At 51.6% G+C, this 22,279-nt stretch carries 23 protein-coding genes and 1 pseudogene; 15 read left to right on the top strand and 9 right to left on the bottom strand.

Annotated elements, in window-relative coordinates:
* Positions 1-45: 45 nt before the first annotated feature.
* Positions 46-1,674: a hypothetical protein gene (locus VN12_RS23970; protein WP_146679270.1), complete on the bottom strand. Its 1,629-nt coding sequence runs from the start codon at positions 1,672-1,674 to the stop codon at positions 46-48.
* A gap of 515 nt (positions 1,675-2,189) precedes the next feature.
* Here VN12_RS23970 and VN12_RS23965 point away from each other — a divergent pair.
* The 5 genes from VN12_RS23965 (at position 2,190) to VN12_RS23945 (ending at position 4,648) form a co-directional block, all read left to right on the top strand.
* Positions 2,190-2,693: a hypothetical protein gene (locus VN12_RS23965; RefSeq protein ID WP_146679370.1), complete on the top strand. Its 504-nt coding sequence runs from the start codon at positions 2,190-2,192 to the stop codon at positions 2,691-2,693.
* Between the two features lie 112 nt (positions 2,694-2,805).
* Positions 2,806-3,147, top strand: coding sequence for a type II toxin-antitoxin system VapC family toxin (locus VN12_RS23960; protein WP_146679368.1), 342 nt, complete (start codon positions 2,806-2,808; stop codon positions 3,145-3,147).
* 124 nt (positions 3,148-3,271) lie between these two features.
* On the top strand, positions 3,272-3,499 hold the full coding sequence (locus tag VN12_RS23955; RefSeq protein ID WP_146679366.1) for a hypothetical protein: 228 nt from the start codon (positions 3,272-3,274) through the stop codon (positions 3,497-3,499).
* A 329-nt stretch (positions 3,500-3,828) separates the two neighbouring features.
* Complete coding sequence (locus VN12_RS23950; RefSeq protein WP_205855139.1) at positions 3,829-4,137, top strand: hypothetical protein; 309 nt, start codon at positions 3,829-3,831, stop codon at positions 4,135-4,137.
* Positions 4,138-4,246: 109 nt separating this feature from the next.
* On the top strand, positions 4,247-4,648 hold the full coding sequence (locus tag VN12_RS23945) for a hypothetical protein (protein ID WP_146679362.1): 402 nt from the start codon (positions 4,247-4,249) through the stop codon (positions 4,646-4,648).
* Positions 4,649-5,328: 680 nt separating this feature from the next.
* Here VN12_RS23945 and VN12_RS23940 read toward each other — a convergent pair.
* Together VN12_RS23940 and VN12_RS26550 are read right to left on the bottom strand one after the other, a co-directional pair.
* Positions 5,329-6,204, bottom strand: a complete 876-nt coding sequence (locus tag VN12_RS23940; RefSeq protein ID WP_240491253.1) for an IS3 family transposase — start codon at positions 6,202-6,204, stop codon at positions 5,329-5,331.
* A 26-nt stretch (positions 6,205-6,230) separates the two neighbouring features.
* Positions 6,231-6,512, bottom strand: coding sequence for a transposase (locus tag VN12_RS26550; RefSeq protein WP_240491252.1), 282 nt, complete (start codon positions 6,510-6,512; stop codon positions 6,231-6,233).
* A 658-nt stretch (positions 6,513-7,170) separates the two neighbouring features.
* On the opposite strand from VN12_RS26550, the gene VN12_RS26100 reads away from it, so the two are divergent.
* From VN12_RS26100 to VN12_RS23905, 9 genes and pseudogenes are all read left to right on the top strand, one after another.
* Complete coding sequence (locus tag VN12_RS26100) at positions 7,171-7,308, top strand: hypothetical protein (protein ID WP_168164614.1); 138 nt, start codon at positions 7,171-7,173, stop codon at positions 7,306-7,308.
* Positions 7,309-7,558: 250 nt separating this feature from the next.
* The gene (locus VN12_RS23935) at positions 7,559-8,242 is read left to right on the top strand and encodes a hypothetical protein (protein ID WP_146679360.1); all 684 of its coding nucleotides are present in this window, start codon (positions 7,559-7,561) and stop codon (positions 8,240-8,242) included.
* Positions 8,243-8,576: 334 nt separating this feature from the next.
* Positions 8,577-9,812, top strand: coding sequence for a hypothetical protein (locus VN12_RS23930; RefSeq protein ID WP_146679357.1), 1,236 nt, complete (start codon positions 8,577-8,579; stop codon positions 9,810-9,812).
* A 62-nt stretch (positions 9,813-9,874) separates the two neighbouring features.
* A complete protein-coding gene (locus tag VN12_RS23925) occupies positions 9,875-10,984 on the top strand; it encodes a DUF1559 domain-containing protein (protein WP_146679354.1) in 1,110 nt (369 codons plus the stop codon).
* 170 nt (positions 10,985-11,154) lie between these two features.
* Positions 11,155-11,961: an NAD-dependent protein deacylase gene (locus VN12_RS23920; protein ID WP_205855138.1), complete on the top strand. Its 807-nt coding sequence runs from the start codon at positions 11,155-11,157 to the stop codon at positions 11,959-11,961.
* Positions 11,958-12,521 (top strand): RNA 2'-phosphotransferase, encoded by a 564-nt coding sequence (locus VN12_RS23915; protein WP_146679352.1) that lies wholly within the window; start codon positions 11,958-11,960, stop codon positions 12,519-12,521. Before VN12_RS23920 ends, VN12_RS23915 begins: the two co-directional genes overlap by 4 nt.
* Before the next feature lie 14 nt (positions 12,522-12,535).
* Positions 12,536-13,003, top strand: a complete 468-nt coding sequence (locus tag VN12_RS23910) for a macro domain-containing protein (protein WP_146679351.1) — start codon at positions 12,536-12,538, stop codon at positions 13,001-13,003.
* Between the two features lie 26 nt (positions 13,004-13,029).
* Positions 13,030-13,179, top strand: a pseudogene (locus VN12_RS26940) (hypothetical protein); the annotation flags it as partial.
* 122 nt (positions 13,180-13,301) lie between these two features.
* Complete coding sequence (locus tag VN12_RS23905) at positions 13,302-13,529, top strand: hypothetical protein (RefSeq protein ID WP_146679348.1); 228 nt, start codon at positions 13,302-13,304, stop codon at positions 13,527-13,529.
* Positions 13,530-13,536: 7 nt separating this feature from the next.
* On the opposite strand, the gene VN12_RS23900 is transcribed toward VN12_RS23905, so the two are convergent.
* Positions 13,537-14,031 carry a hypothetical protein gene (locus VN12_RS23900; protein WP_146679347.1) on the bottom strand — a complete coding sequence of 165 codons (495 nt, stop codon included), beginning with the start codon at positions 14,029-14,031 and terminating at the stop codon, positions 13,537-13,539.
* A gap of 640 nt (positions 14,032-14,671) precedes the next feature.
* On the opposite strand from VN12_RS23900, the gene VN12_RS23895 reads away from it, so the two are divergent.
* Positions 14,672-16,435 carry a SulP family inorganic anion transporter gene (locus VN12_RS23895; protein ID WP_146679345.1) on the top strand — a complete coding sequence of 588 codons (1,764 nt, stop codon included), beginning with the start codon at positions 14,672-14,674 and terminating at the stop codon, positions 16,433-16,435.
* A 301-nt stretch (positions 16,436-16,736) separates the two neighbouring features.
* On the opposite strand, the gene VN12_RS23890 is transcribed toward VN12_RS23895, so the two are convergent.
* The 5 genes from VN12_RS23890 to VN12_RS23870 all read right to left on the bottom strand — a co-directional run bounded on the left by VN12_RS23890 (position 16,737) and on the right by VN12_RS23870 (position 22,165).
* Positions 16,737-16,925, bottom strand: coding sequence for a hypothetical protein (locus tag VN12_RS23890; RefSeq protein ID WP_146679343.1), 189 nt, complete (start codon positions 16,923-16,925; stop codon positions 16,737-16,739).
* Positions 16,926-17,151: 226 nt separating this feature from the next.
* On the bottom strand, positions 17,152-17,799 hold the full coding sequence (locus VN12_RS23885; protein WP_146679341.1) for a hypothetical protein: 648 nt from the start codon (positions 17,797-17,799) through the stop codon (positions 17,152-17,154).
* Between the two features lie 145 nt (positions 17,800-17,944).
* Positions 17,945-18,688: a YwqG family protein gene (locus tag VN12_RS23880; RefSeq protein ID WP_240491457.1), complete on the bottom strand. Its 744-nt coding sequence runs from the start codon at positions 18,686-18,688 to the stop codon at positions 17,945-17,947.
* Between the two features lie 338 nt (positions 18,689-19,026).
* Entirely contained in the window at positions 19,027-19,749 is a 723-nt protein-coding gene (locus VN12_RS23875; protein WP_205855137.1) for a phytanoyl-CoA dioxygenase family protein, read from the bottom strand.
* A 220-nt stretch (positions 19,750-19,969) separates the two neighbouring features.
* Positions 19,970-22,165 carry a hypothetical protein gene (locus VN12_RS23870; RefSeq protein ID WP_146679334.1) on the bottom strand — a complete coding sequence of 732 codons (2,196 nt, stop codon included), beginning with the start codon at positions 22,163-22,165 and terminating at the stop codon, positions 19,970-19,972.
* Positions 22,166-22,279 lie beyond the last annotated feature (114 nt).

Below are 22,279 nucleotides of genomic sequence, written 5' to 3'. Positions count from 1 at the left end.
GCCAACGGGTGCATTTGCTTTTATGGCACTTTTGCGGTGTGGTAATCATTGAGATTTCTGAGTTCTTTGACGCGCATCGGATTTCGGTCTTGGCGACTCGTCAAGTTTTGGGAGTGCTTGCTTTCGGTTCCGCTTCATTTCGTACTTGACCACCGCTCGGTCATCATCCCATCTGCCACTCAGTATCGATGATCGGATCGTAAGTATCTTCTCTGCCTTTTGAATTCGCCAAAACGTTCCGCTGTTCTTCATCCGAAGATTGATCACTCGACGTATCGCACTCTCAATCGATCCACTTCCAAGTGGGAGTCCCATCAGCTTGAACTTCGGATAGTCCAGGCGTCCTGCCTCCCCGTGGCTACGAATGTATTCGATGACTCGTTTGATTTCTGATCGATCGGCAGAGGATAGATCCTCGGCCTGACTTAGCCGAGCAGTGAGCACTTCGACAACCTGCGACCATTGACCATCTCGCAATCGACTTCGCAGTTCATTGGAATTCGATGGTTCACTTTCCCCAGCAGCATTCAAAGAACGATCCAAGGGCTGGAGGGCTTTGCCTAGGTTCTCTACGGCGTGGCACACGTCAAGCACTTGATTGACAACCACTGCGGATTCCACCTTCGCTTTAGCAAGTATCGAATCGATCCGTCCCCAGATCCAAGTCGCACCGTCGCTATTGAACGTAATCGTCTTTGCTTTATTGGCTCCCAAGCGATGGAGGTGCATGCTGATTAGTCGTTCCATATAGTCTGCGTCACCGAATGAGCCATCGATCAGAACTCGAACCGCTTCGTCTCTTCGTCCATTGTCATCGTGCGCGTAGATGATTAGCAGTTTTGGTTCTCGCCAATCGGCCTGAAAACGACTGGATCTACGCGTTTCCTTGGAGCGTCCCGCACTTAGCTCGCCTGTGACTTGCGATTGGGTTTTTCCAAAGTTTTCCACAGGATCGATCCATTCCAGGACGCCGCGTGTTCTCGTCCGGCCACCGTCAATTTGCACCGATACTCGCCTTCCAGTGAATTCGCAACCTTGCTTCATATCGCCGCGCTCAAATTGCTCCAGCATTCGTTCCCGGACGGTTAGGGATTCCGATCCTGCGCGAGAGACGATACGGTCGATCGTTGTTCGCGTTAACTGAATACCGTCTCGTTGCAATTCGACGTATGCTTGATCAAGCGATGGGGCCAACGCCACTGTCCGACACACTTTCGATACAAGCCAAGGAGAAACGTTCTCTGAAAAGCCATACTGGCTTAGATCGATATCGAGTCCCGGCGTATGATCTTCGCGACTTGCGGCTGGAGATTTCGGTTGACAGTAGAGGGTAGCTGCGTAGCTGATATGGCCAGCGCCGAGATGGACTTCGACTTGTCGTTCATGTCCAGCTCGCAGCGGTATTGCGTATCCCAATCGTGTTTCCTCGCAACGCTTATCGTGCTCCTTGGAATTCATGGAATTGGCAATCATCCCAGTAAGACACAGCCCCGCTCCGAGGTCGAACAATTCTTTGACCTGCTGTTCGACGAACTCCATTTGCATGGGGTCATTGTTGAGAATCACTTGTAGCTGGGCAATTTTTTGATACGCCTCGGCAAGAAACATCCCCATTGTTTGATTGGGATTATTGACTTCAGGTCCTACGCGGTCGAACACATTCCACCTTCGCATGATCGCCTCCATGTCGTTGGGAAGAAACCCCAATCATCACAGCACGGTAAGCGGTAGTGATCATTATAATGCGAAAGCCGTCGCAACACTGTTTGCTAGCATCAAACCAGGCGTGCTAGCTTTAAACCATAAACGCAAATGCACCCTGGACCAACATTGCACGAGGTACGGCCTTCGAGTGTGCCGCGATTCAGGATGTATTGGTGACGACTAGAGGGAGCAAGGTTCAGGATGATGCCACGATGAAAGCGATGCTGCACCGGATTGTGGCGATGCTGACTCGGATGGCGAGGAAATTCGATGGTGTGGCCTAGTTGGGCGCAACGTATGATGCCGAGATCGATTACGATAACGAGCACCGCTGCGCTGAGCACGAGCACGAATCTCAGACCGAAGAATTCCCAGAACCATGGGATGCAACGGAGCGGCGGTGAGCCTTCTCGTGAGCTCAACGTCAACTCCCGCCGCCCGCTGATCCTTTTCGTTCGCTGCAGATTCGGTTGAGAGGCGCTCCCATGATGGCCCGCATACGTGACATGAAGGCTGAAGCCGCCCTCAAGCGAATTGGCGCGATCATTTCCTACGAGCACGAGTGGGACCGGTCACGAGATTGCGGGTCAGGACTCCCGATGCCTGGTCCTCAATGGGCTCGGAGATTCCTCGGCGATTCGTTTTTCGCCAAGCCTTGCGGTTGCATTATCTATGACTACGTATACCCGATCGAGTACCTTCGCTGGTTGTCCTTCCTTCCAACGCTACGCGAGATTGCAATTATTCAATCGCCTATCGGAGACGCGCTTTGTGAAATCCTTCGCGATCTCCGCAGCCTAAAGAATATTAGCCTACATGGCACTTTGATATCGGATGCGGGGATTGCCCGATTGGAAGTACTGCAAAATCTGGAAACACTTATTGTTGGCGATACTGCCGTTACCCAGAACGGAAGGGACGCGTTAAGATGCCGATTGCCGAACTGCGAGATTGTTGACTCGGTTCCCGTCATGTTTCCGGCAGCATAGAATGCAGCGAACAAACGCTTGCAACCAAGCCCTCGATCAGGCGTTTTGACTTGCGTATAGTCACTTGCTCGGGCTGGATGAATCGACACGTTCGTCGTGATAGGATATTGTGATGAACACTGTTTATGTTGAAACTTCAATCGTCAGCTATTTGCGGCAGAGGCCAAGCTCGCAAGTGGTTGCCGCAGCGCGGCAAATCCTCACGCATCAGTGGTGGAATCAGCATCGAACCAGCTATGAATTGGTTGCGTCGCAATACGTTATTGACGAAGCATCTGCCGGAGACGTTTTGCTTGCGAAAGAGCGGCTCGAATCGCTCGATGGCATTCCATTGCTACCTATCACGCCCGAGGTTCCCCAGATCGCCCAGCGCATCATGGCTTTGGGGGTTTTGCCACCAAAGGCACAGGTGGACGCACTTCACATTTCCCTTGCTGCTCATCACCGGATATAACACTTGTTGACATGGAACTGCAAGCACATTGCAAACGCGAGAATCGTGCCACGAATCCATGATATTCTCACGAATATGGGGATTCCGATTCCGATAATTTGCACTCCCGAGGAGATGCTAGGCGATGAAACCGACGAAAGCTGACAAAACGATTGATGAAATTCACGAAATCCGTTTTGAGATTTCGGATCGGTTTGGAGGTGACGTGTTTGCCATCGCTCAGGATGCGGCTCGCCGACAATTGGAGTCCGATCGTCCTCTGTGGCGCCCCAAAACTACGAACAAACCGTTGCAGCCAAGCGGAGGATCAAGCGTTTCACCAATGGACACTTCCTCTCCCGCCGCTGGCTGAACGTTGGCGTTCTTTGAGGGAGTGGTAAACTGAGCAAGAAAGACCTACTTGAAGCCAAAGTGCTACTTGAAAAAAGCACAATTATCCATTCCGATCATTGCCACCATTACGATGTGTATCTGATGTCGCTGCCAATTGCTGTTGTGACTAGATCGACATACGGCATCGGATTTGGACTGTTGATTGGTCTGTCGCTTGGATTCGGATTTGCTTACGTCACTCGTTCCATTACCCAAGCTATACTTGTTATTCTTTCCCATTTGTCAGAGACTGATACAGACGATTGACCGAATGCAATCCGACACCTGAAACATTCAAAGAGCAATGGCATGCACACCAAGGGCACGGTCGCCCGTTTTTGGACGGTGCATTTTTCTACCTCTCGCCCTGGGAGATGCCGAGTATTGTCCGACAAACCTGTGCCTCACTATTTGAACATTGGCGGCCTCGTCGCGATTGGATTCGACCGTACCGGAGAATACATGTTGACGATCTCCCAGTCAGGTCGCGGCGTTTACCGAATAGGTACTTGGGAACGTCTTGCGCGAGACATCGAGCTTGTTTATGCAGCGGCTGGATCGGCTGCTGGCATCGGTCCGATTGCTGACCTGCAAATACCGGTTTCCGAAATCAACTAAGCAACTGGTGTGGTTGAACTGCCGACTCCTGACAACAAGTTCAATATCCACTACTCCGAAGGCACGGTTACAATTACGTGATCGAAGGGGTTGTTCTCCGATAAAGCTGATGCTGTCGTACCTCAAAGACTATTTTCGGCGCGTGAAACTGAATCGCCTTCGCAAAGTCCATCGGCCCGGCGAAACGATTTCCCGCTTCATTGCGCGAGATGTCAAACGCGAGGTTTTCGTATTGTCCGCTGATGAGATCGAGGCAGGGTTTGTTAGCGCGCGACTACGTACGATCAATGTGCTGTATCTCTCGATGGGCCTCGTGCAGGAAGAGGATTTCGGGCCTGCCGAACGAATCGAGGTCGAGAAACTTTGGGAATGGTCAGGGAAAACCTGGGGCGGACTTCCCGACGGCACATCGATCGTAGATCATACGGAGACTAACTCAACAGACTCCAACACCGTCGGACAACCAAGCGATGCACGCAAGTCGACGGTCGGACGCGAATTTGAATCATAGTCTTTTGGCGGCGACTGCGTGATCGACGACGTTCCACGCCCAGGTTCGCCGAATGTAAACGACTGCCAATTCCGTCAATTGGATCATTGCAGAAGCCGCGAAAACGTCAATTCAAATGAATGCCAAGATACGATACGCTCCTGAAATCTTGTTAGGCTTGCTTCTCGGCGGCTGGTTCCTATTCTGCCTGAACGCGACTTTCCCGGTTCCGGTTGAAACTTGGGTTACAATCTCGGGGATTGTAATTTTTTGCCTTGGGCTTCTATACGGACTCGTCGCGGGCATACAATCCATTGTCACAATACTGAGCAAAAAACGTCGTCAGGCTATCGGAATGGTCGCGCCGATCTTAACGTTACTGATTGTCGTCGTTGCCTGGACCGTCGTGGTCAACACAACTCTGAACGTAGTCCATACACTTCAACAAAGAGCAGAGGCTGAAGGGGCGGCTGTGTCTTCATTCTTGAACCCATGATGGCGAGGAACGAAGGAATGCACCCAAGACGCGTTGGCCGGTCGACTTTGCTAAACTAGATCACTCACGCGACTGGGATATTCCCAACGCAAGCGCAGAAATGTTGCGACACGTCTTTCGACATCTCACATGGATTTCCAATCAGTCGTGCACTCCACGAATGGAGTGCCCCAGTTTTCTGTACCAGGAGTTATGAAAGGTTTGGTTAGGTAGTTGGTAATGGCGTAGCCATCTCGTTGTGGTGGTTCGCTGGAGCGAGCGCAGCGAGCGAAGGCGAAGCTCCACAACGACGCGCGAACTCCGAGGGGGTTAAGTAGCCCAGCGAACTGTGCGGACGCTTCTCGTTGAAGTCGTTTTGCCAAGCCCTCGCCTTGAGTCGTGCATCTTGTTCGCTCAACAGTTCGGTCTGGCTCAGGTATTCATCTCGTAGTTTGCTGTTGAAGCTCTCGCAGACTCCGTTTTGCCAAGGTGAACCAGGCTCGATGTACAGCACCTCGATCCCCAGCGACGACAGCCAACGCTTGATCGCCGCTGATATGAACTCTGGGCCGTTATCACTTCGAATCCGCTTAGGTACTCCATGCATGGCGATTAGCTCCGCCAACGTGTCAATTGCATCCTCACTGGTAATGCTCCGGCTTGCCTTGATACTCAGGCACACCCGAGTGTATTCGTCAACGATGTTCAAGAAGCGAATCGTCTTGCCACCAACCGTCGAGGCTTGAACGAAGTCCCAGCTCCAAATGTCGTTCTTACAGCCCGCAGGCTGCAAGTGACAAGCGTTTGCCTTTTCCCCAGTGGCTCGCTTTAGTCTGCTTTTTCTTGGTACTTTCAAGCCTGCTGCTTTCCAAAGGCGATAGACTCGCTTCACATTGATCAGTTCACCACTGCGACGCAACAACTGTGTGATACGACGGTAACCCCAGCGTGGTCGCTCACGGACATAATCCAATATCTTCTTCGTCAGCCGCGCATCATCATCCTTGGGCTGCCCCACAAATCGCTGCGTCGATCGCGGTTGATCGAGCACTCGACAGGCACGACGTTCCGATACAGAGAACTTCGCTTGGAGCTGTTCCACGGCGGCTCGTCGTGACTCGGGGCTGGTCAGTTTCCCCTAGTGATCTCCTTCAGCATTTGGATGTCCAGTGCTTGCTCGGCAACCAACTTCTTCAGTCGTTGGTTTTCATCCTCAAGTTGCTTCAGCCGCTTGGCTTCCTCGCTCTTCATGCCCCCGTATTGGGATCTCCAACGCGACAAGGTCGGTTCGCTGATCTCGAGGGCCTGTAGTACCTCGCCGACACTCTTGCCCGCAGCGAGCATTGCATCAGCGTCTCGTAGTTTCTTCACAATCTGGTCGGCCGAATGCCGATTTCGCTTTCTCGTCATCAAAGTCCTCCTGCCGTTTGCGGCGATAGACTTTCATAACTCATGGATCAACTTTTGGGGAGCACTCCACGAACATGTAGTCGATAACCTATGGCTTGGTGACCAATCAATTCCTGGGATTGCATGGGATAAGAACACTAATCGTCACTAATCACCACTAATAAGGAGCAGCAATAAGATTGCCGCGGCTTTTGATTAGTGCGAATGAGTGGAGATTAATGTTCCTGCTTGCTCAAGACGCTGATCTTAACATTCTAGCAATGTCCATGTTTGTACTCTATGCGCTTGACTCACTTCTCCCGTTCCCCCTGGGTTCATGTGCGATCGATGAAATGATCTGATAGAATGCGGTCTAGGTTAGAGTTGGTCACTCACTCGTACATTTCGCTCATCATCTACCTGATGTTCCGCAGGGATCGATCCATACGGGAGCCTGTCAGTTCAGAGAAGGCATGAGCTAGCCAACGGATGCACTCAACGTCTCGATCAACCGGCCTCGGGCGGTCCATGCTTTCCTCGCTCGACATGAGTGATCTTTTTCTTTCGTCGCACCCAGCGCAACAGCTTTCCGTGGTAAGGAAATGTTAGAGCCAAGTCCTTGCTTTCCTGGCGAAGAAATGCTCGGCGAGGGAGTATCAATTGCACGAACGATTGGGAAATGATTGCGATACGCCGCGGTGTGGCCAAGGGGATGAATGCCACTGGTTTTGTTCGCGCCTTCTCTACAAACATGCATCTCATTGTCTTCGCAGTGCTCTGTCGTCGAGCTGGGGTCGAAGTGATCGCGAAGGAATAGAAATGATTTCTAGCGAATAGCTGTTTCAGCACCGCAACTTAGGTCGCTTTGTCGCAGCGTATCGATGACAATTGCAGGAGCTCCAGGTCGGTGGTATATTCACGACCGTGGAGAGCGGGCCTGGCCAGTTTGCTGATTCAGTGCTCGAACAAGAAATGACAGTTTGGTGAAAGGGTTTGCGCCAAAAGAGTTTTTAAACGCTTCGGGACGGAGGGTTGTTACTCTCCTTGTTCTGTTGTCTCTTTTTGTCATGTCTCTCCCGATCCCTGTTCCGACGGCTGGGCTCGCTGAGAAAGATTCTGCGCAGCCATTCCCCTGCCAAAACCGACCATGCGGATGCAAAACCGCTGAGCAATGCTGGACCGGTTGCTGTTGTTTCACACCATCTGAGAGGCTCGCTTGGGCCGAAGAAAACGGTGTTGCTCCACCTTCCTACGCCCAATTACCTGCGAGTGACGATACTGCCGGCCAAGGTGGTTTGATTGCTGCCAGTATGGGGCAGATGACTACGGGGTCGGAGGCCAGTTGCTGTGCGTCTCGCAGGCCCTGCTGCGAAAAGCAATCTCTTACCACTGTGCATAAGCCGAAGACGATTGGACTTAAAGTTGGCGATGTCGACAAGGTTGCCATTGCGAAACCCACTGGCGCGAAATCCGGTGGAACTTGTTGTGAAACGGCCAATGCGTATAAGGTTGGCGGCTCCAAGTCAAAGAACTCCTCCGCAAAGCGGAAAGTCGTTTTGGGAATGTTCGCGTTGAAGTGTCAGGGTAAAAGTTCGGTCTTTCATTCGTTACCGTGGGTGATTCTGGCACATGCGCCGAACGAAGTCCTGCTGGGGCCCGAAGCGAGACCAGCTTATCATCCGGCGCCCGTAGAACCTGCACCGGTATACTCCAAGCCGGACACCCCACCACCCAGGCAGATGTTCTCCTGAATTCTTTACGCGCTTTTTAATGCTTTGCGCTACTCGTCTGGCATCGCGCATACCGGCATGGGATTGATCTCGTCTCGGTACGGCATTGCTTTTGTGAAAGACATTTTGCTGCACGCGACATACCTCGCCTTTAGGTTGCTGGTGTCTCGTCGGTGAAGCGCTCTGCGCGCAAGCATTGGATGGATGCGATTCAGCACGGCGCACTTGCGCGGTCACGGGTCCGCTCTCCACAAGACGGTTTCGTATCGCCGCATCAAGTGCGCCGTCTTGAGTCGCTCATCCAGTCTGAAAAGTTTCCCATTCCTAAACAACTTCAAGTTGAGGCGAACTCGACATGCGAATATTTCTTGGGCTAATGATAGGAATCGCGATCGTATTTAGCCGTCGCGATGCGTGGGGCGAGTCTCCATCGGAGATTTACCAAAGACTCGTGATCCCGTTGATTCAATCGTCCAAAGCGAGCAGTTGCTCTGAATGCCATTTTCAGGGCGTCAAGCTGGATGATTTTTTAACCTCTGATCCAAGAGCTTCCTTTGCTTCGCTTAGGTCTCGTGGATGGATTGATATTGAACGACCCTCTGAATCCAAGTTGTTGGAATTCATTGCGAAGAAGCCAGTGCACTCAACAACCATCATGGATCAAGTCCGAAACTCGGAGCTTGAAGCGATCGGCAAATGGATTCAAGCATCCGTAGAGGATCCTGAGTCGCTGAATACTCCTTTACCCGCGAGGAACGATCTGAAACTCGACGACCAATTGATTCGGCACGGAAGGAGGGATCAAGTTCTTTCACGATTCATCGATGTCATCTGGTCACAGCTTGAGCGATGTGCCAATTGCCATTCTCCAGATCGAAATGCGAAGCAAGTGGAAAAAAATGGCGAGACGATGAGCTGGATCGTTCCCAATTCACCTTGGGAAACGCTTCAGTTGCTTGAGGAGTGGAAGTTGGTCGATTTGGAAAAACCGATGGCCAGTTTATTGAAAACAAAGGCATTGGGGCTGGATGAACATGGAGGTGGCGTGAAGTTTCCGTTCGATGGTCAAACAGACCGAGAGTGGGGCAAATTTTTGGAGGACTACGCCGTCATCCGGCGAGGTGGTTACAAAAAGTCAATCGAGATCCCCGCATTTGAGTCCATTCGAACTTGGCGTACGGGGCTTCATTTGCGAATCAAGGAACTACCCTCGCTTTCTGCGGGGCAGTATGCCGTGATCCTGATGCACCGTATCCATTCAGGTGAAAACCTCGATCCTGAGCCGATTGCAATCGGCGAGGGACGGGTATCTCAAGACGGGACCAGTTGGGGGACTTCCATGATTCTCCTGGAACCCACACCCACGGTAAAGCGAAACACCCGTTCAACTGTCGCATGGGACACTCTTTTGTCCGAAGGCAGATACAGGCTGAGTTGGATCGTTTTGGAAAGCTCGCGCAGTTCGCTCCAAGAAATCCTTGCGATGAAACCCACCATGCAAACGGAAATCGGTTCGCTTTGGAAGTCGGGACATAGCAATGCAAAAACGATCTCATTCAAGGAGTTCGACTCGTTAGATGGCGAGAAGTAGTAGCGATTGGCTCAGACAGAAAAAGAACTCCTTGATCATTTACTTAATCGATAGAAATTGAAATGAAACGCATTCAACATAGTCCTAACCCTACACTCCGAACTGCATTTACTCTCGTGGAATTGCTGGTCGTAATCGCGATCATCGGTATTCTGGTAGGTCTGCTTCTTCCTGCCGTGCAGGCTGCCCGCGAGGCGGCCCGTCGCATGCAGTGCAGCAACAGTATCAAACAAATCGCGCTGGCCACCATGAACTACGAATCTGCGTATCGCAAGTTTCCGATGACGGGGACCGTGGATGTCGACTTCTCGGTCCAGGCTCGCATCCTTGCCTTCATCGAGCAGGGAAACTTGAGCAATTTGCTCGACTACTCGAAGCCCGCCTTCTCTGGACCTTTTAACGCGAAGGTTCCCAATCCCCTCTTCGCTCAAGCGTTCGCAACACCGGTTCCCATCTTTCTTTGCCCTAGCGATCCCGCCCCCTCGACAACGACGATGCAAGTAAACGGTTCAACGGTTGCCTATGGTGGGTTGAACTATATGTTTAGCAATGGAAGCGGAACTGGAACCAACTACGACTGGCGCTGGGTAACGGATGGAATCGTATGCCAAAATACATCGCGAGCTTTTCGCGATATTACGGACGGAGCTTCCAACACAGCGATCCTCAGCGAAACTGCCCGTAGCGTTGGAAATGATATGACGCTTCCTGCTGGCATATTACCTAGGTTTCCCTACCAATACACGCTCAATGGTTCGAACGGAGTGAGCTCGGCACTTCAGTCGAGTCGCGGCTTAAAGGCCACGGGTAGCCCGTGGAGTGCATTCGTCGATGCGAGCGGCAATATTTCCAACCCGCAAACCGACGCGATTTGGTCAAGCTTTGGCGGTTGGCGAGGTGGCAACAGCACGGCGATTCGGGGACGTGGAATCTCTTGGGCATTCAATGGCTCGATCAATTCCTTGACGAATGGTTACTACACACCGAACAGTCGCACGCCGGACCTAGTTATCCACCATACAGGTTTCTTTGGTCCGAGAAGCTACCACACCGGCGGTGCCAATGTTGGTCTAGCCGATGGTTCGGTGCACTTTTTGGCGAATGGTATTGATACTGCAACCCACCGAGCTTTGCACAGTTGCAACGGCGGTGAAGTTGTTGGCGAATTCTAGCCATTGATGCCTCCACCCGGGGAAGCAATCGAGGAACAACGCGAAGGTTAGTCCGAAGCGAAGAAGGTCTTTTTCGCTTCCATATGCGGTTATACTCTGAAGACAAAGCGATCCTGTGGTGGCGATCGTAAGAAGGCTATGCTCGATCCCAGAGTTACGACGAGCTTGCTATGAGCGAAAGGTTTGATTGGATGGTTACCCCAGGACAGAGTGCTGCGATCGAGAAAATCGTTCGTGCCCTGCAAAAGTCACAGAGTCTCTTATTCATCACGGGCGCGGGTATTTCTGCTGAGTCGGGGATACCCACCTACCGAGGTATTGGTGGGCTCTACAATGCAGATACCACCGAGGATGGTGTGGCGATTGAAGAAGCGCTTTCCGCTTCCATGCTGGCGAAGAATCCTGCTTTGACCTGGAAGTATTTGGCGCAAATCGGGCTGGCGGTTCAAGGTGCAAAGCATAACCGAGCCCATGAACTGATCGCGGAGATCGATAGAAGCTTTCCGAGGGTTTGGACACTCACCCAAAACGTGGATGGATTCCACCGTGCTGCTGGCTCCAAGAATTTCATCGAAGCCCACGGTAACATGCATTCTCTATTTTGTACGAAGTGTAGCTACACGGAGTCGGTGGAAAAGTTCGATGGGATCGATATCCCACCCAGTTGCCCCCATTGTGCCGCTTTGGTGCGGCCCGACGTCGTCCTGTTTGGTGAGCTGATTGATGGTCCCGGAATAGAACAGCTTCAAAGCGAGCTTGAGAAGGGATTCGATATGGTTTTTAGTATCGGGACAACAAGCGTTTTCCCCTACATTCAGGCACCAGTCTTCATGGCTAAATCGGTGGGGAATGTCACTGTGGAGATCAACCCGAGCGAGACGACTATTTCCCACATCGTCGATTATCGACTAGCCATGCCAGCCGGCGTGGCACTCCATGAAATATGGAACCGCTACTTTGCATCAAACCGATCATGAATTCTTCATCAAAAAGCATCACATCCACAAGCAAGTTCCTCAGCCTCGTACTTCGGCATCAGCCCGATGTTGTAGGCATGAAGCTTGATCCCGAGGGGTGGCTACCGATCGACGAGCTGATTGAGAACGCCAATCGCCAAGGGAAGCAATGGACGCTGTCGCTATTGCATGAAGTAGTTGCGTCCTGTGAGAAGAAGCGTTTTACTCTCAGCGAAGACGGACTGAAGATTCGCGCCAACCAAGGACATTCGGTCCCAAACGTGGAGCTCAATCTTGAACCGATCGCGCCACCCGAGGTTCTTTACCACGGAACGGTTTTCGCATTTTTGGATAGTATCCGCGAACAAGGGTTGCTCAAACGCTCTCGCAATCATGTCCATTTGTCAGCGGATATCGAAACGGCCATGAAGGTCGGAGCTCGGCGAGGGAAGCCCGTCATCTTGACCATTCACTCTGACGCTATGCACGAATCGGGACATGTCTTCTACCTGTCGGCCAATGGCGTTTGGCTAACAGACACTGTTCCTGTTTCGTTTATTGATTTCCCAGAACAAACTTGAGAGGCGACTCTCGCATGGCAGCAGTCGAATCGGTTACCGGTGACTTGCTCGATCAGGAGGTCGAGGTGATTGTCAACGCCTGGAATCGCAATATCATTCCATGGTGGCTCTTGCTGCCGCAAGGCGTTTCGGGTGCGATCAAGAAGCGAGCAGGATACCAGCCCTTTCGCGAGGTTGCTAAGCATGGCCCCATTCCATTGGGCGGTGCGGTTCTGACCGGCGCTGGCCGGTTGCCATTCAAGGGAATCATCCATGTGGCTGGCATCAGCATGTGGTGGCGCTCGTCCGAGTTTTCGATTCGAGAGTCTTGTCGGAACGCAATGGGCATTGCTCGCGAGCAAGGCTACCAATCGATAGCGTTTCCTCTCATTGGGGCTGGTACAGGGGGCGGGGCCATGGAGAGAGTGGAGAAGCTGATGATGGATCAGCTCGGCATGGAAGAGTTTACAGGGAGGGTTGTTATTGTTCGGTACGAGACATAATCCATTCGGAATGGATTTCCTCGTAAATGACCGCTATCGGCGTGAAGATCTTCTTCCTCGACTTCGAACCCTCTGGTACAGCAGCTTGTTCTTTGTTCGAACGATTTCGATCAGAAATCTTACTCAACTCGAGAATTGTAAATCGGCGACGAAATTTCGATCTCGCACATGAGTTGTTCCACTTGTTGACCTGGAACGTATTCCGGGTTCCCGTTTCAGAGAATGCGTTGACTTCGTTAAAGCGTGAGGAGCTATTATCTCGGGGGGGGACGATGGCGAAGCTGAATCACGTGCGTACTTGTTTGATAAAAAGAGCGACCTCTTTATTTCTTCAGCCGACAAGATCTTCTATCGCGTTCTTGGCATCCTGCATCGAGCTGATCAAGGAAATTCGCTTGAAGAGATACTTAGCAAGATCGGACTGACTGCATCGAAACTACCGCCACAGGGTTGTATCGAATTCCGCAAGCGTTGGACCCATGCAGGATTCGAAGAACGACTCAATGGACTTGGCTTCAAGTCATAGTCTGCCACTAAGGGCGTTTGGTGCCGAGCGATCTGCCTGAGGCATCGTAGAAGCGGGTGGTACCGCTGTTGGATTTCTGAGCACGTCCTTGAAAAGCCCCGGAAGAGCTGTAAAAGCGTGTTGAGCTCCCCGAGGTTCTGCTCGTTCCGATACTTCGACCGGATTTGTCATAGAACCTTGCGAGATCGCCGCTTGTTGTCGATCGCTCGACAATGCTACCGCTGCTGCTATAGAAGCGAGTCGAACCGTTTCGACTTTCCACGCGGCCAGTCGATCGTCCTGACGCGTCGTAAACTCTTGCGGAGCCATTGCGAGATTCGATTCTGCCAATCGAGCTTCCACGCTCGTTGTAGAATCGACCTGAACTCGTGTTGCTTTGGCGGAGCATACCATCCGCGGGGTTCTTGCTTTTGTCCTGAGCCTGCAACCGAGTTGGAACGCTTGATAGTGCCGCAAGCACAAAGGCGAGTGCAAACGCGGCGGATCGAACGGCGGCGGGCATCTTTGACTTCTCCGAGTAGAGCAAGAGGGCGGGAATGGAATTGGCGAGCGATGAAGGCGCCGGTGGATAAACAAGATTCTACTCGCTGAACTTCTTAAAACGGTCCACGAGTAGCACCTAGTTTCTGAGATCAGCTTGATTGCTTCCCAGCAACGATGGCAACTGACCGAGAGCGATGGCCCCGAGGCATCTCCACTGTTTTCGAAATTATTCCTCCCACCATCCGCAAAAAATTGGGAAAACGGGACGTATTTCTCGGCAATACAGCAAGGACTCGGCAAGCCAGTGAACGAGGACTCAGGGCACTTTCTGGGCAAATTATAGTTGTCGAGACTCACCTTATAATCCGGTTTGGTGATGGCTCGTCACCGGCAAGGTGATATGGCTGTAATCTCGATGTTGCCCAAATGCCATCCCTCGGTTAGTCTCTTCAGCGGCTTGATTTCTGAGGCGAAACCTATTGTTTATGAATCACACACTCCAGATTGTTCCATCATCTGTCACTCCGCCTTGATGCTGATGCTGATGCTGTTGCGCGTTGAGTGTTCGTGTGTCTTGTTCGTCTGTCACGGCTCTGAACCTGGGAAGTATTGTTCCAGCGAGAGCGGTTTCCATTTGATTGTGAAGGTTTTTTCGTTCGATGCTTGATCTCTTTCGTACCCAACCTAAAAACCTCAAAAATGAACTCCTTTCGGGTTTGACTGTCGCGTTAGCGCTGGTATCCGAGGCGATTGCATTCGCCTTTGTCGCGGGAGTCTCGCCGATCATAGGCCTTTACTCTGCAATCATGATTGGCCTGATCTGTGCTCTTTGCGGTGGACGGCCTGGAATGATCTCCGGCGCAACCGGTGCGATGGCTGTCGTCGTTGTGAGTCTCGTTGCTATCTATGGCATCGAGTACTTGTTTCCGACGGTGATCCTATGTGGATTGCTTCAATTGATCGTCGGATTCGCTCGGCTCGGCGTACTCATTCGCATGGTGCCGCATTCGGTGATGCTTGGCTTTGTCAACGGGCTTGCCGTTGTGATCTGCATGGCACAGTTTGGGAGTTTTAAGACAGTGAGCTCGATTGGTTCCCTGCAATTTATGCGTGGGCCTGCGTTATGGATCATGGTCGCACTTGCGGCGCTCACCATGGCGATCATTTGGCTGCTTCCGAAGCTTACCAAAGCAGTCCCCGCATCGCTAGTCGCCATTCTCGTTGTGTCCGCAATTGGTATCGCCTCCAATCGCTTGCTTCCTGCCTATTTAGCTGCCGAAAATCAAAGTCATGTCGTTACAACCGTAGGTGATATGTTGGCTACGAACTCGAAGGTCGCTGCTGCAAAGGCCGTCTTATCGGAAGGGCAGCATTCGAGAACCAGCTCGCATGACACGGTAGAGATTGCAGCGTTGATGCCGGAGCAAGCGGCTGCAGTTACTTCGGCGATGAACAATATCGACCCTAAGTCAACAAGCATTAGCGCCGGACTACCGACACTGTTTTTTCAATCATTTGCCTTGCCGCCAATGACCCTTGCGACGTTATGGATCATCTTCCCATTTGCCGCTGTGCTTGCCGCCGTTGGACTTGTCGAGTCGCTAATGACCTTGACGCTGATTGACGAGATTACGGAGACGCAAGGAAACAGCAATCGTGAATGCCTCGGTCAGGGGATCGCAAACATCGTCTGCGGTTTGTTTGGTGGTATGGGCGGTTGTGCCATGATTGGCCAATCGCTAATCAATGTAGAGTCAGGCGGACGCGGCAGAACATCGGGTGCATTCGCGGCTTGCTGCTTACTGGCCTTTGTGATGTTCTTCTCGCAGTGGATTGAGATGATTCCTATGGCAGCACTCGTCGGAGTGATGTTCATGGTGATGATCGGAACATTCGAATGGGCCTCGCTGAAGCTCTATCGAAAGGTTCCCTTTATCGACTTCCTGGTGATGGTCATCGTCACGCTGTACACGGCCATCATGCACGACCTTGCTTCCGCTGTCATCCTCGGGGTCATCGTTTCATCGTTGGCTTTTACGTTCAAGCATGCCAAGAACGTGAACGCGGATATCAAGTGCAACGAACATGGTGCCAAGGTCTATCAGCTTCACGGACCGTTGTTCTTCGCCTCGACGACACAATTCAAGGAGTTATTCGATGCCCGGAAAGATCCAGACACGGTTGTCATCGACTTCTACTTTACGCGAGTCTATGACCACTCGGCGATGGAAGCGATCCAGGTCGTGGCGAAGAAGTACCAGCAACTTGGAAAGACAGTACACCTGACGCATCTCAGTGAGGAATGTCGACAGATGATTCGCAAAGCCAAAGACTTGATCACGGTTTCATTCTCCGAAGAGCCGCAATATCACCTGACGACCGATAAGTTTCTGCCACCATCCGAAACCGTTCGAGGCGTGTAAACTGCTGTAAGTTTGGCTCGCAAAGCATGTTGATCCCACGAACAATTCCCATTTGGTATCGCGTGATGCCAAGGGATGAAAGACGGAGACCTGGAAATCACGACGTTCTGAAAGATCAACAGCAGTGTGGGTGTCGTCGATTTGACAAACCGAGCAAGCTCTGCGAACAAAGAGGTACGAGAAAGACAATTTTGTAAGTTTTTTGTGCAATGAGTAGGGGGAAGTGGCGATCTCGCTCGCGGTTTAGGGAGAGTTTCGTTGCTCAACTTCTCTGATACGCTGGGGATCGGACCGCAGTAGGTTATTCGATCAAGCCGGTGTTTAGCCGAGTCGCAAAACACCGGTTTTTTCGCATGCTCAGCGAATTTCGAGCTCTCTCCCCTCGCCCATCATCGGCCTCTAGTAGCTTCTTCACAATCTGGTCGGCCGAATGCCGATTTCGCTTTCTCGCATCAAAGTCCTCCTGCCGTTTGCGGCGATAGAATTTCATAACGCCTGGATCAACTTTTGGGGAGCACTCCACTGGTCCGCTGGCGGTACATACGGATTAGAGGTTGCGTTTCGCTTCCTTATCGCGACTCAAATGGGGTGGTCGTTGCGAGACGGAACGCCTCCATTGTTGCGGTGCGAGATATCGTTGCCATCGGTTGTGAATGTAGTTTTAGCAAAGTGTTTCATTGTCCATTGTTCGATCGCAGTGAACCGTGGCCGATGGATCACCCGATCGTATTGGGTTTCCTGTCGCTGTTTGGTTCGTCGATGTTGGTGGCGCTCAAGCACGAGCGGGAATCTCTGCCAAGCCGTTCGAATATACCCAGGAAGTCGTCAAAGGATACGTCAAGCGATTGCACATCATCGGGTGCAATTAGTGCAATAGAGCCCGACCATGCGTCGGGCGAGCCCGGGAAGTACACAACGATCCATCCATTCGCCAAGCAGTCCGCTTGAAATGCGAGGACACGACCACCGTCCCTTCGGACCATCACGGGACGCAGCGATGGCACGTTTTCATTGCCACCAATCTTGTCCGCTAAGAGATCCTTGAAAATCCCGTATTTGGGAAAAACCTTCATCAGTTGTTTCTCGATCTTCTCCGAGAAACGAGCTCCGATCGCTCGACGGGCCAGCAATCCGGCAACAAAGCATGCGACGAGTAGAAATAGAATTGCGAGGCTATAAAGCACCGCAAATCCGACAACCGAATCAAATGGATTCCACGGTTCGAGGTATTTGTGAACGGTGACGACGACTTGGTAGGTATAAGCCAGCAACACCGCCACGACGGCAAGAGGAAGCAGGAATAGTAATCCGCCCACCGCCGTGGTCTTTGTGAAGTTAAGCGAATTGTTGACCCGGCTTTTCATCCTCGAAGATCCCATGGTTTGAAAAATTGCACATCGGTTGATGCGGAAGTGAAATGGATGGCACCATTCTGATCTAGACTCCAACAACACGGCGTCCATTTCGGACGAAAAGAAAGTAGATTCGCTTCGAGTCTTCGGTTGGCTTTCATCCGCATTGAAGGATCAGCCAAGCGTGCTCGAACTTACTGTCCCGCAGATCACCCTCGAGAATCCAGAAGTAGATTGTGCCGACGTCTCCCCACATCATGGAGGCCGCGTCGTCCGAATCAATCTGAAGCAGAAGTTTCCAATCTTTCGCGGTTTCCTCCAGCGATGCCCGACGAGGCTCTTCATACCCAGTCGAGTTACCACAATATAGGCCGTGAGTGACTAGCTGACACTCGAGTTCCATCGGAGTCTGTACGCAGTCCGCGTGACCACCGATGCGATGATTTGGCCCAATTGATTTTGAATGATACGCTGCGAAGTACTCAAAGAGCTTATCTCGCTCTGAATCGGACAACTCGGGTTGGTAGTGAATCGACCAAGCATCTGGAAGATTCATGGAAGGTTCAAACTCAATACGGCAGCAATCAAACAGCCCCATTTCCGGGGTATCCGTCGGTGCCTTAGTTCGAATCAGTTTGTCAGGCGGTAATTCGGTGAAGAAAACCAAGGCACTGCCCCGATCTTGTGGATCAAATCCCCAAGTGCGTTGTTCGCTATCGTAGAAGAATAGTAAACTTCCCCTGGGAGGAAGTGGAAGATCAATCATCCCGAAAGGGACTTCTTCCAATTGAAGTTGAGCAATATAAGAGAGCGGCGAGCCTTTGTAGCGGGGCCAACTAAAATCGGGGGGAACATCAGGAACGCCTCCTATGCGACTAGCGCCAATGGGAAGCGTATCCATCTCGGATCGCGTCGATTTCATTCGCAAGGAACGGCGAACCTGCGCTTTCACCCTGTCGGGAAGCTTATTGAATGCGTTTTCGTCCACTATGAGTTCTTTCAAAACGGCTGTATGCCGCCCTTGAGGCAGCGGAATCAAGTGAATCGTTCGTCAGGCAACCGTCGATATGTTGCGGGGGCGCAATACTTGGAGAACGCCCTGCGTCCGTGTTGGATTATATGTTTCAAGCCCCCTACGCGCGCTAGGACATTTGAGAAAGTCAGTTTACCACATGGCGACTTTGAGGAGCATGGACATGCTGGACAGGAAGGGGGCGGCAGTTGGGGGTCCTGACTCGATTACACGCAACGTCTCCATTTGAGCCCGTCGGGGAGTTCGTTTGGCCCAAATAGGAAATGAAGAACGCGACGATTCGCTGTAATACGGGATCTTGAGGAAGCGTGAAGCAAGAGAGGACGCATGGCTATAACACCGCCCTTTCGCACCGTTAGTTCTGTGTCTTGTGATGTGAGGCGGAGGTTGTCGATCTGTTCGGGCATGAGTGTTCCTGCGCCGTGCGAGTCGGAAATGACTCTGAGTGGACCATTGTCTGAGGTCGAATCGTCAACGTGAAAACGAATGGCGATCATATTCGCCAGCAAGTCGTCAGGACCGTGAACATAGGTTTGGCCTTCCTTACGCGACCAACCTGGCAAACCTTTTATTGATTCGGATGATGCAACGGGAATGCTTCGGTCTTGGTGGTGCGAGACAAACCAATTGTTCATAGCCGATTTGTTGAAAAACGTACATTGGACGGCAGCCAAATCGCGTATGTCAGGAATGGTTACCGCCAATCGTTCCCTCAGGGTCATGGCAAGAGTTTGGCACCAATCGATGTCCAGTAGACAGCGAGTACCCGCACCGGTAACTGTCTTGAGACGGGCAGCTATGTCGTCGCACTCGGCATGCGAGCAGCAGTTCTCCATTACCGTGAAACCATGAACGAGCGAGGTCATATCTATATCAGTGTTAAAGTTGACTGTCGCCGTGAAAATGGTCGCGTTAACCGCGGTCGTCACAAGCGACCATCCAATGCCAATATGGAACACCGGTGCCCCAGGTCCATCGCGTTGTTTGGGCTATCTTCAGTTCTGAACAAAGCGTAACGAAGGAGTTAGCTGATTGCAAACATCTCAGGCGAGATCACATCAACAATCCATTCGTATGAAGACACACCAATCGCCTTCGACAGCAGAAGCCATTTCGAGTGGGGCGTTTGCCACATGGTGATCGATGCAGCTACGAGCCGTTCTGATTGCCTTCAAGAGTCCATTGAAGACTTTGTCGCAACCTGATGGGGGATGCGACAAGGATCGTTGCAAAACCCAAAAGAGCAGTGAACTCCGACCATTTGGCGACCGACTCGAAAATGGCAAAGTCCCACCACATTTGTCTGTAACACCAAGAAATTGCAACCGAGGCAATGAGGGCAATTGCTACCGTTGATTTTAGCCAAATCAATCCACGACATAGGACCGCGCAGTGCATGAGCAACGCGATGCCGCCAACCAATCCAAACGCGAATCCATTTCGCCAAACAATTTCAAGCGCCCACCTCCATTCGATCAGTCGTAGCGATTCCGTGATTGCTGCACAAAGAAAGGTGATGAAAAAAAGGTGCCTCAGCGAGAACTTGAAATCACTCTCTTTCCGCGGAAATTGTGACTTGGCGGGCGAAAAAGGGGGGCAAATCCGATGCGTTAGAATAGAACCTACTAAAACAACCAGTGAAACAAGGATGGTGTAGGTCGTGATTGCGTTCACCATCCATCCCTGTTCGGCCTGGAGTCGGATTGCCAAAAACGAGACAGCTACGAAAATGAACGAAGGTAGTACTTTGAAAAAGGCACTGTGTTTCGTGTACAGAGTTTGATGCACGACAAGAGTGCCAGATGCAATATGCAATGCCGTCGCGCACTTCCATGCGATCCGATCGTAATCTTCGTGGCAGCCGGCCAGTGTGATCCGCCACCACAGAAATAGATAAGAGATCGTCAGAATAACCGCGAGATCAAGCCAGTAGGGAATGCCTATCCGGGCTGAGAATCTTATCCAACATACTGCCCAAGCCACTGCAAACATCCCCACGACTGCGGCAATGATTGGGATCCAAAAGCGAGGCCATATAACTCGCGAAATCTTGCCCGAGCTCTTGTTCACATAAAGTACTCGGCCATCTTGGGTGATGAAAATGATCTCATGTCCATCAGGCGTATGTTGGATGTTACCCATAGGTGTCCATCCGAATGCTATGAGGTGGTCTGGTACTTTCCAAGAGTGTAACACTTGACCGCTTTGACTACTTCGACCTTCCAGAAATCCAGGCCACGAATCGGGTGGAGTTTTGAGCAACAATGTCCAGTACTCTTCATCATGGACACCCATAACCAGTCCGTAGAAAGAATTGCTTGTGTCGTACGATGCACCGGTGTCGCTGTTGATCGAAATGTATCCCCCGGCACCATCGTCCAGCGTTATAAAGGATCCATACGTACGCCATTTCAAATTTCGCCATCCCGAATTGATCGCTGTTTGGGGGACGTTGATTTGCAGCCGAATACGGCCTGTGAGGGCGTCGTGGATGTTGATGAATCGGCCATCCAAACTGAAGCAACCGATGCACCCATCGCCAACATAGCAGGTCGCATTGCCACTCCCACCGATGACTGGCCAGCGAGCAATTTCGTAAGGTCCTTCCGGAGTCATGCCCATGAGTACGAGCGTTTCGTCGGGATACTGTGTCGGGGGACCTATATCCTCCGATTCGAGCATTTCCAATAGTACTGAATCAGAGACCTCTGTCGTCTCTGCAATGGTTTCGTCTTCTTCGACTGGTTGGGAGGGTTGTGGAACTTCGTTATCGATCCAATAGAAACTGTTCGACTTCGGTATGGGGACAAGATGGTTCCCGATGGGATTGTCCTGTTGTTTTTGATGTGGAGGACTACCCGGTTCGTCAAGGTCATGCCAAGCAAACGCGTACATCTCATTCGCTCGTGACAAGAATCGCTGTCCTATCAAGACTGTGTCGGTAAAGTCTGTCGAGCTGATCAGGCGTGCCTCGCCAGATCTCGGGTTACAGCAATAGTATTCGTAGCCACGATCCGATCGAGTTCGGCAAATCACATTCCCATGAATATCGATACCAACCGCGTCGTGCCACATCGGTACGACATTGGAGGGGCACACGATCTCCTCCATGGACTCTTTTTCCAAGTCGATTGAGAAGACTCGGATGTAACTATACCGACGCCAAGAGTCGTAGGTTTCGATGAAATAAGCTAGTTTCCCAGGTTCAACATGGCCCGCGTAGGTCCATGCATCCAGTACCGATGTCGGGAATTTGGTCGCGACCCACCGCATTGCAAAAAGGAGCGGGAGGAGCGTCACCAACAGAAGCAGAATTGCTCGTCGCGGACTATCTGACTGATTCATCGATGCTTCCACTTTGCATACTTTTTCATTAGCATCCCCCGCGTCAACTTCTTAACCACTTTCCATCGAACTATTCTACCCGTCGATCCTGCGGAAAAAAGTTCCCAACCAGAA

This window comes from Pirellula sp. SH-Sr6A (assembly GCF_001610875.1).
GTDB lineage: Bacteria > Planctomycetota > Planctomycetia > Pirellulales > Pirellulaceae > JBKCUI01.
Note: the sequence above shows the minus strand (reverse complement) of the source record. Positions and strands in the feature narration are given on the sequence as shown.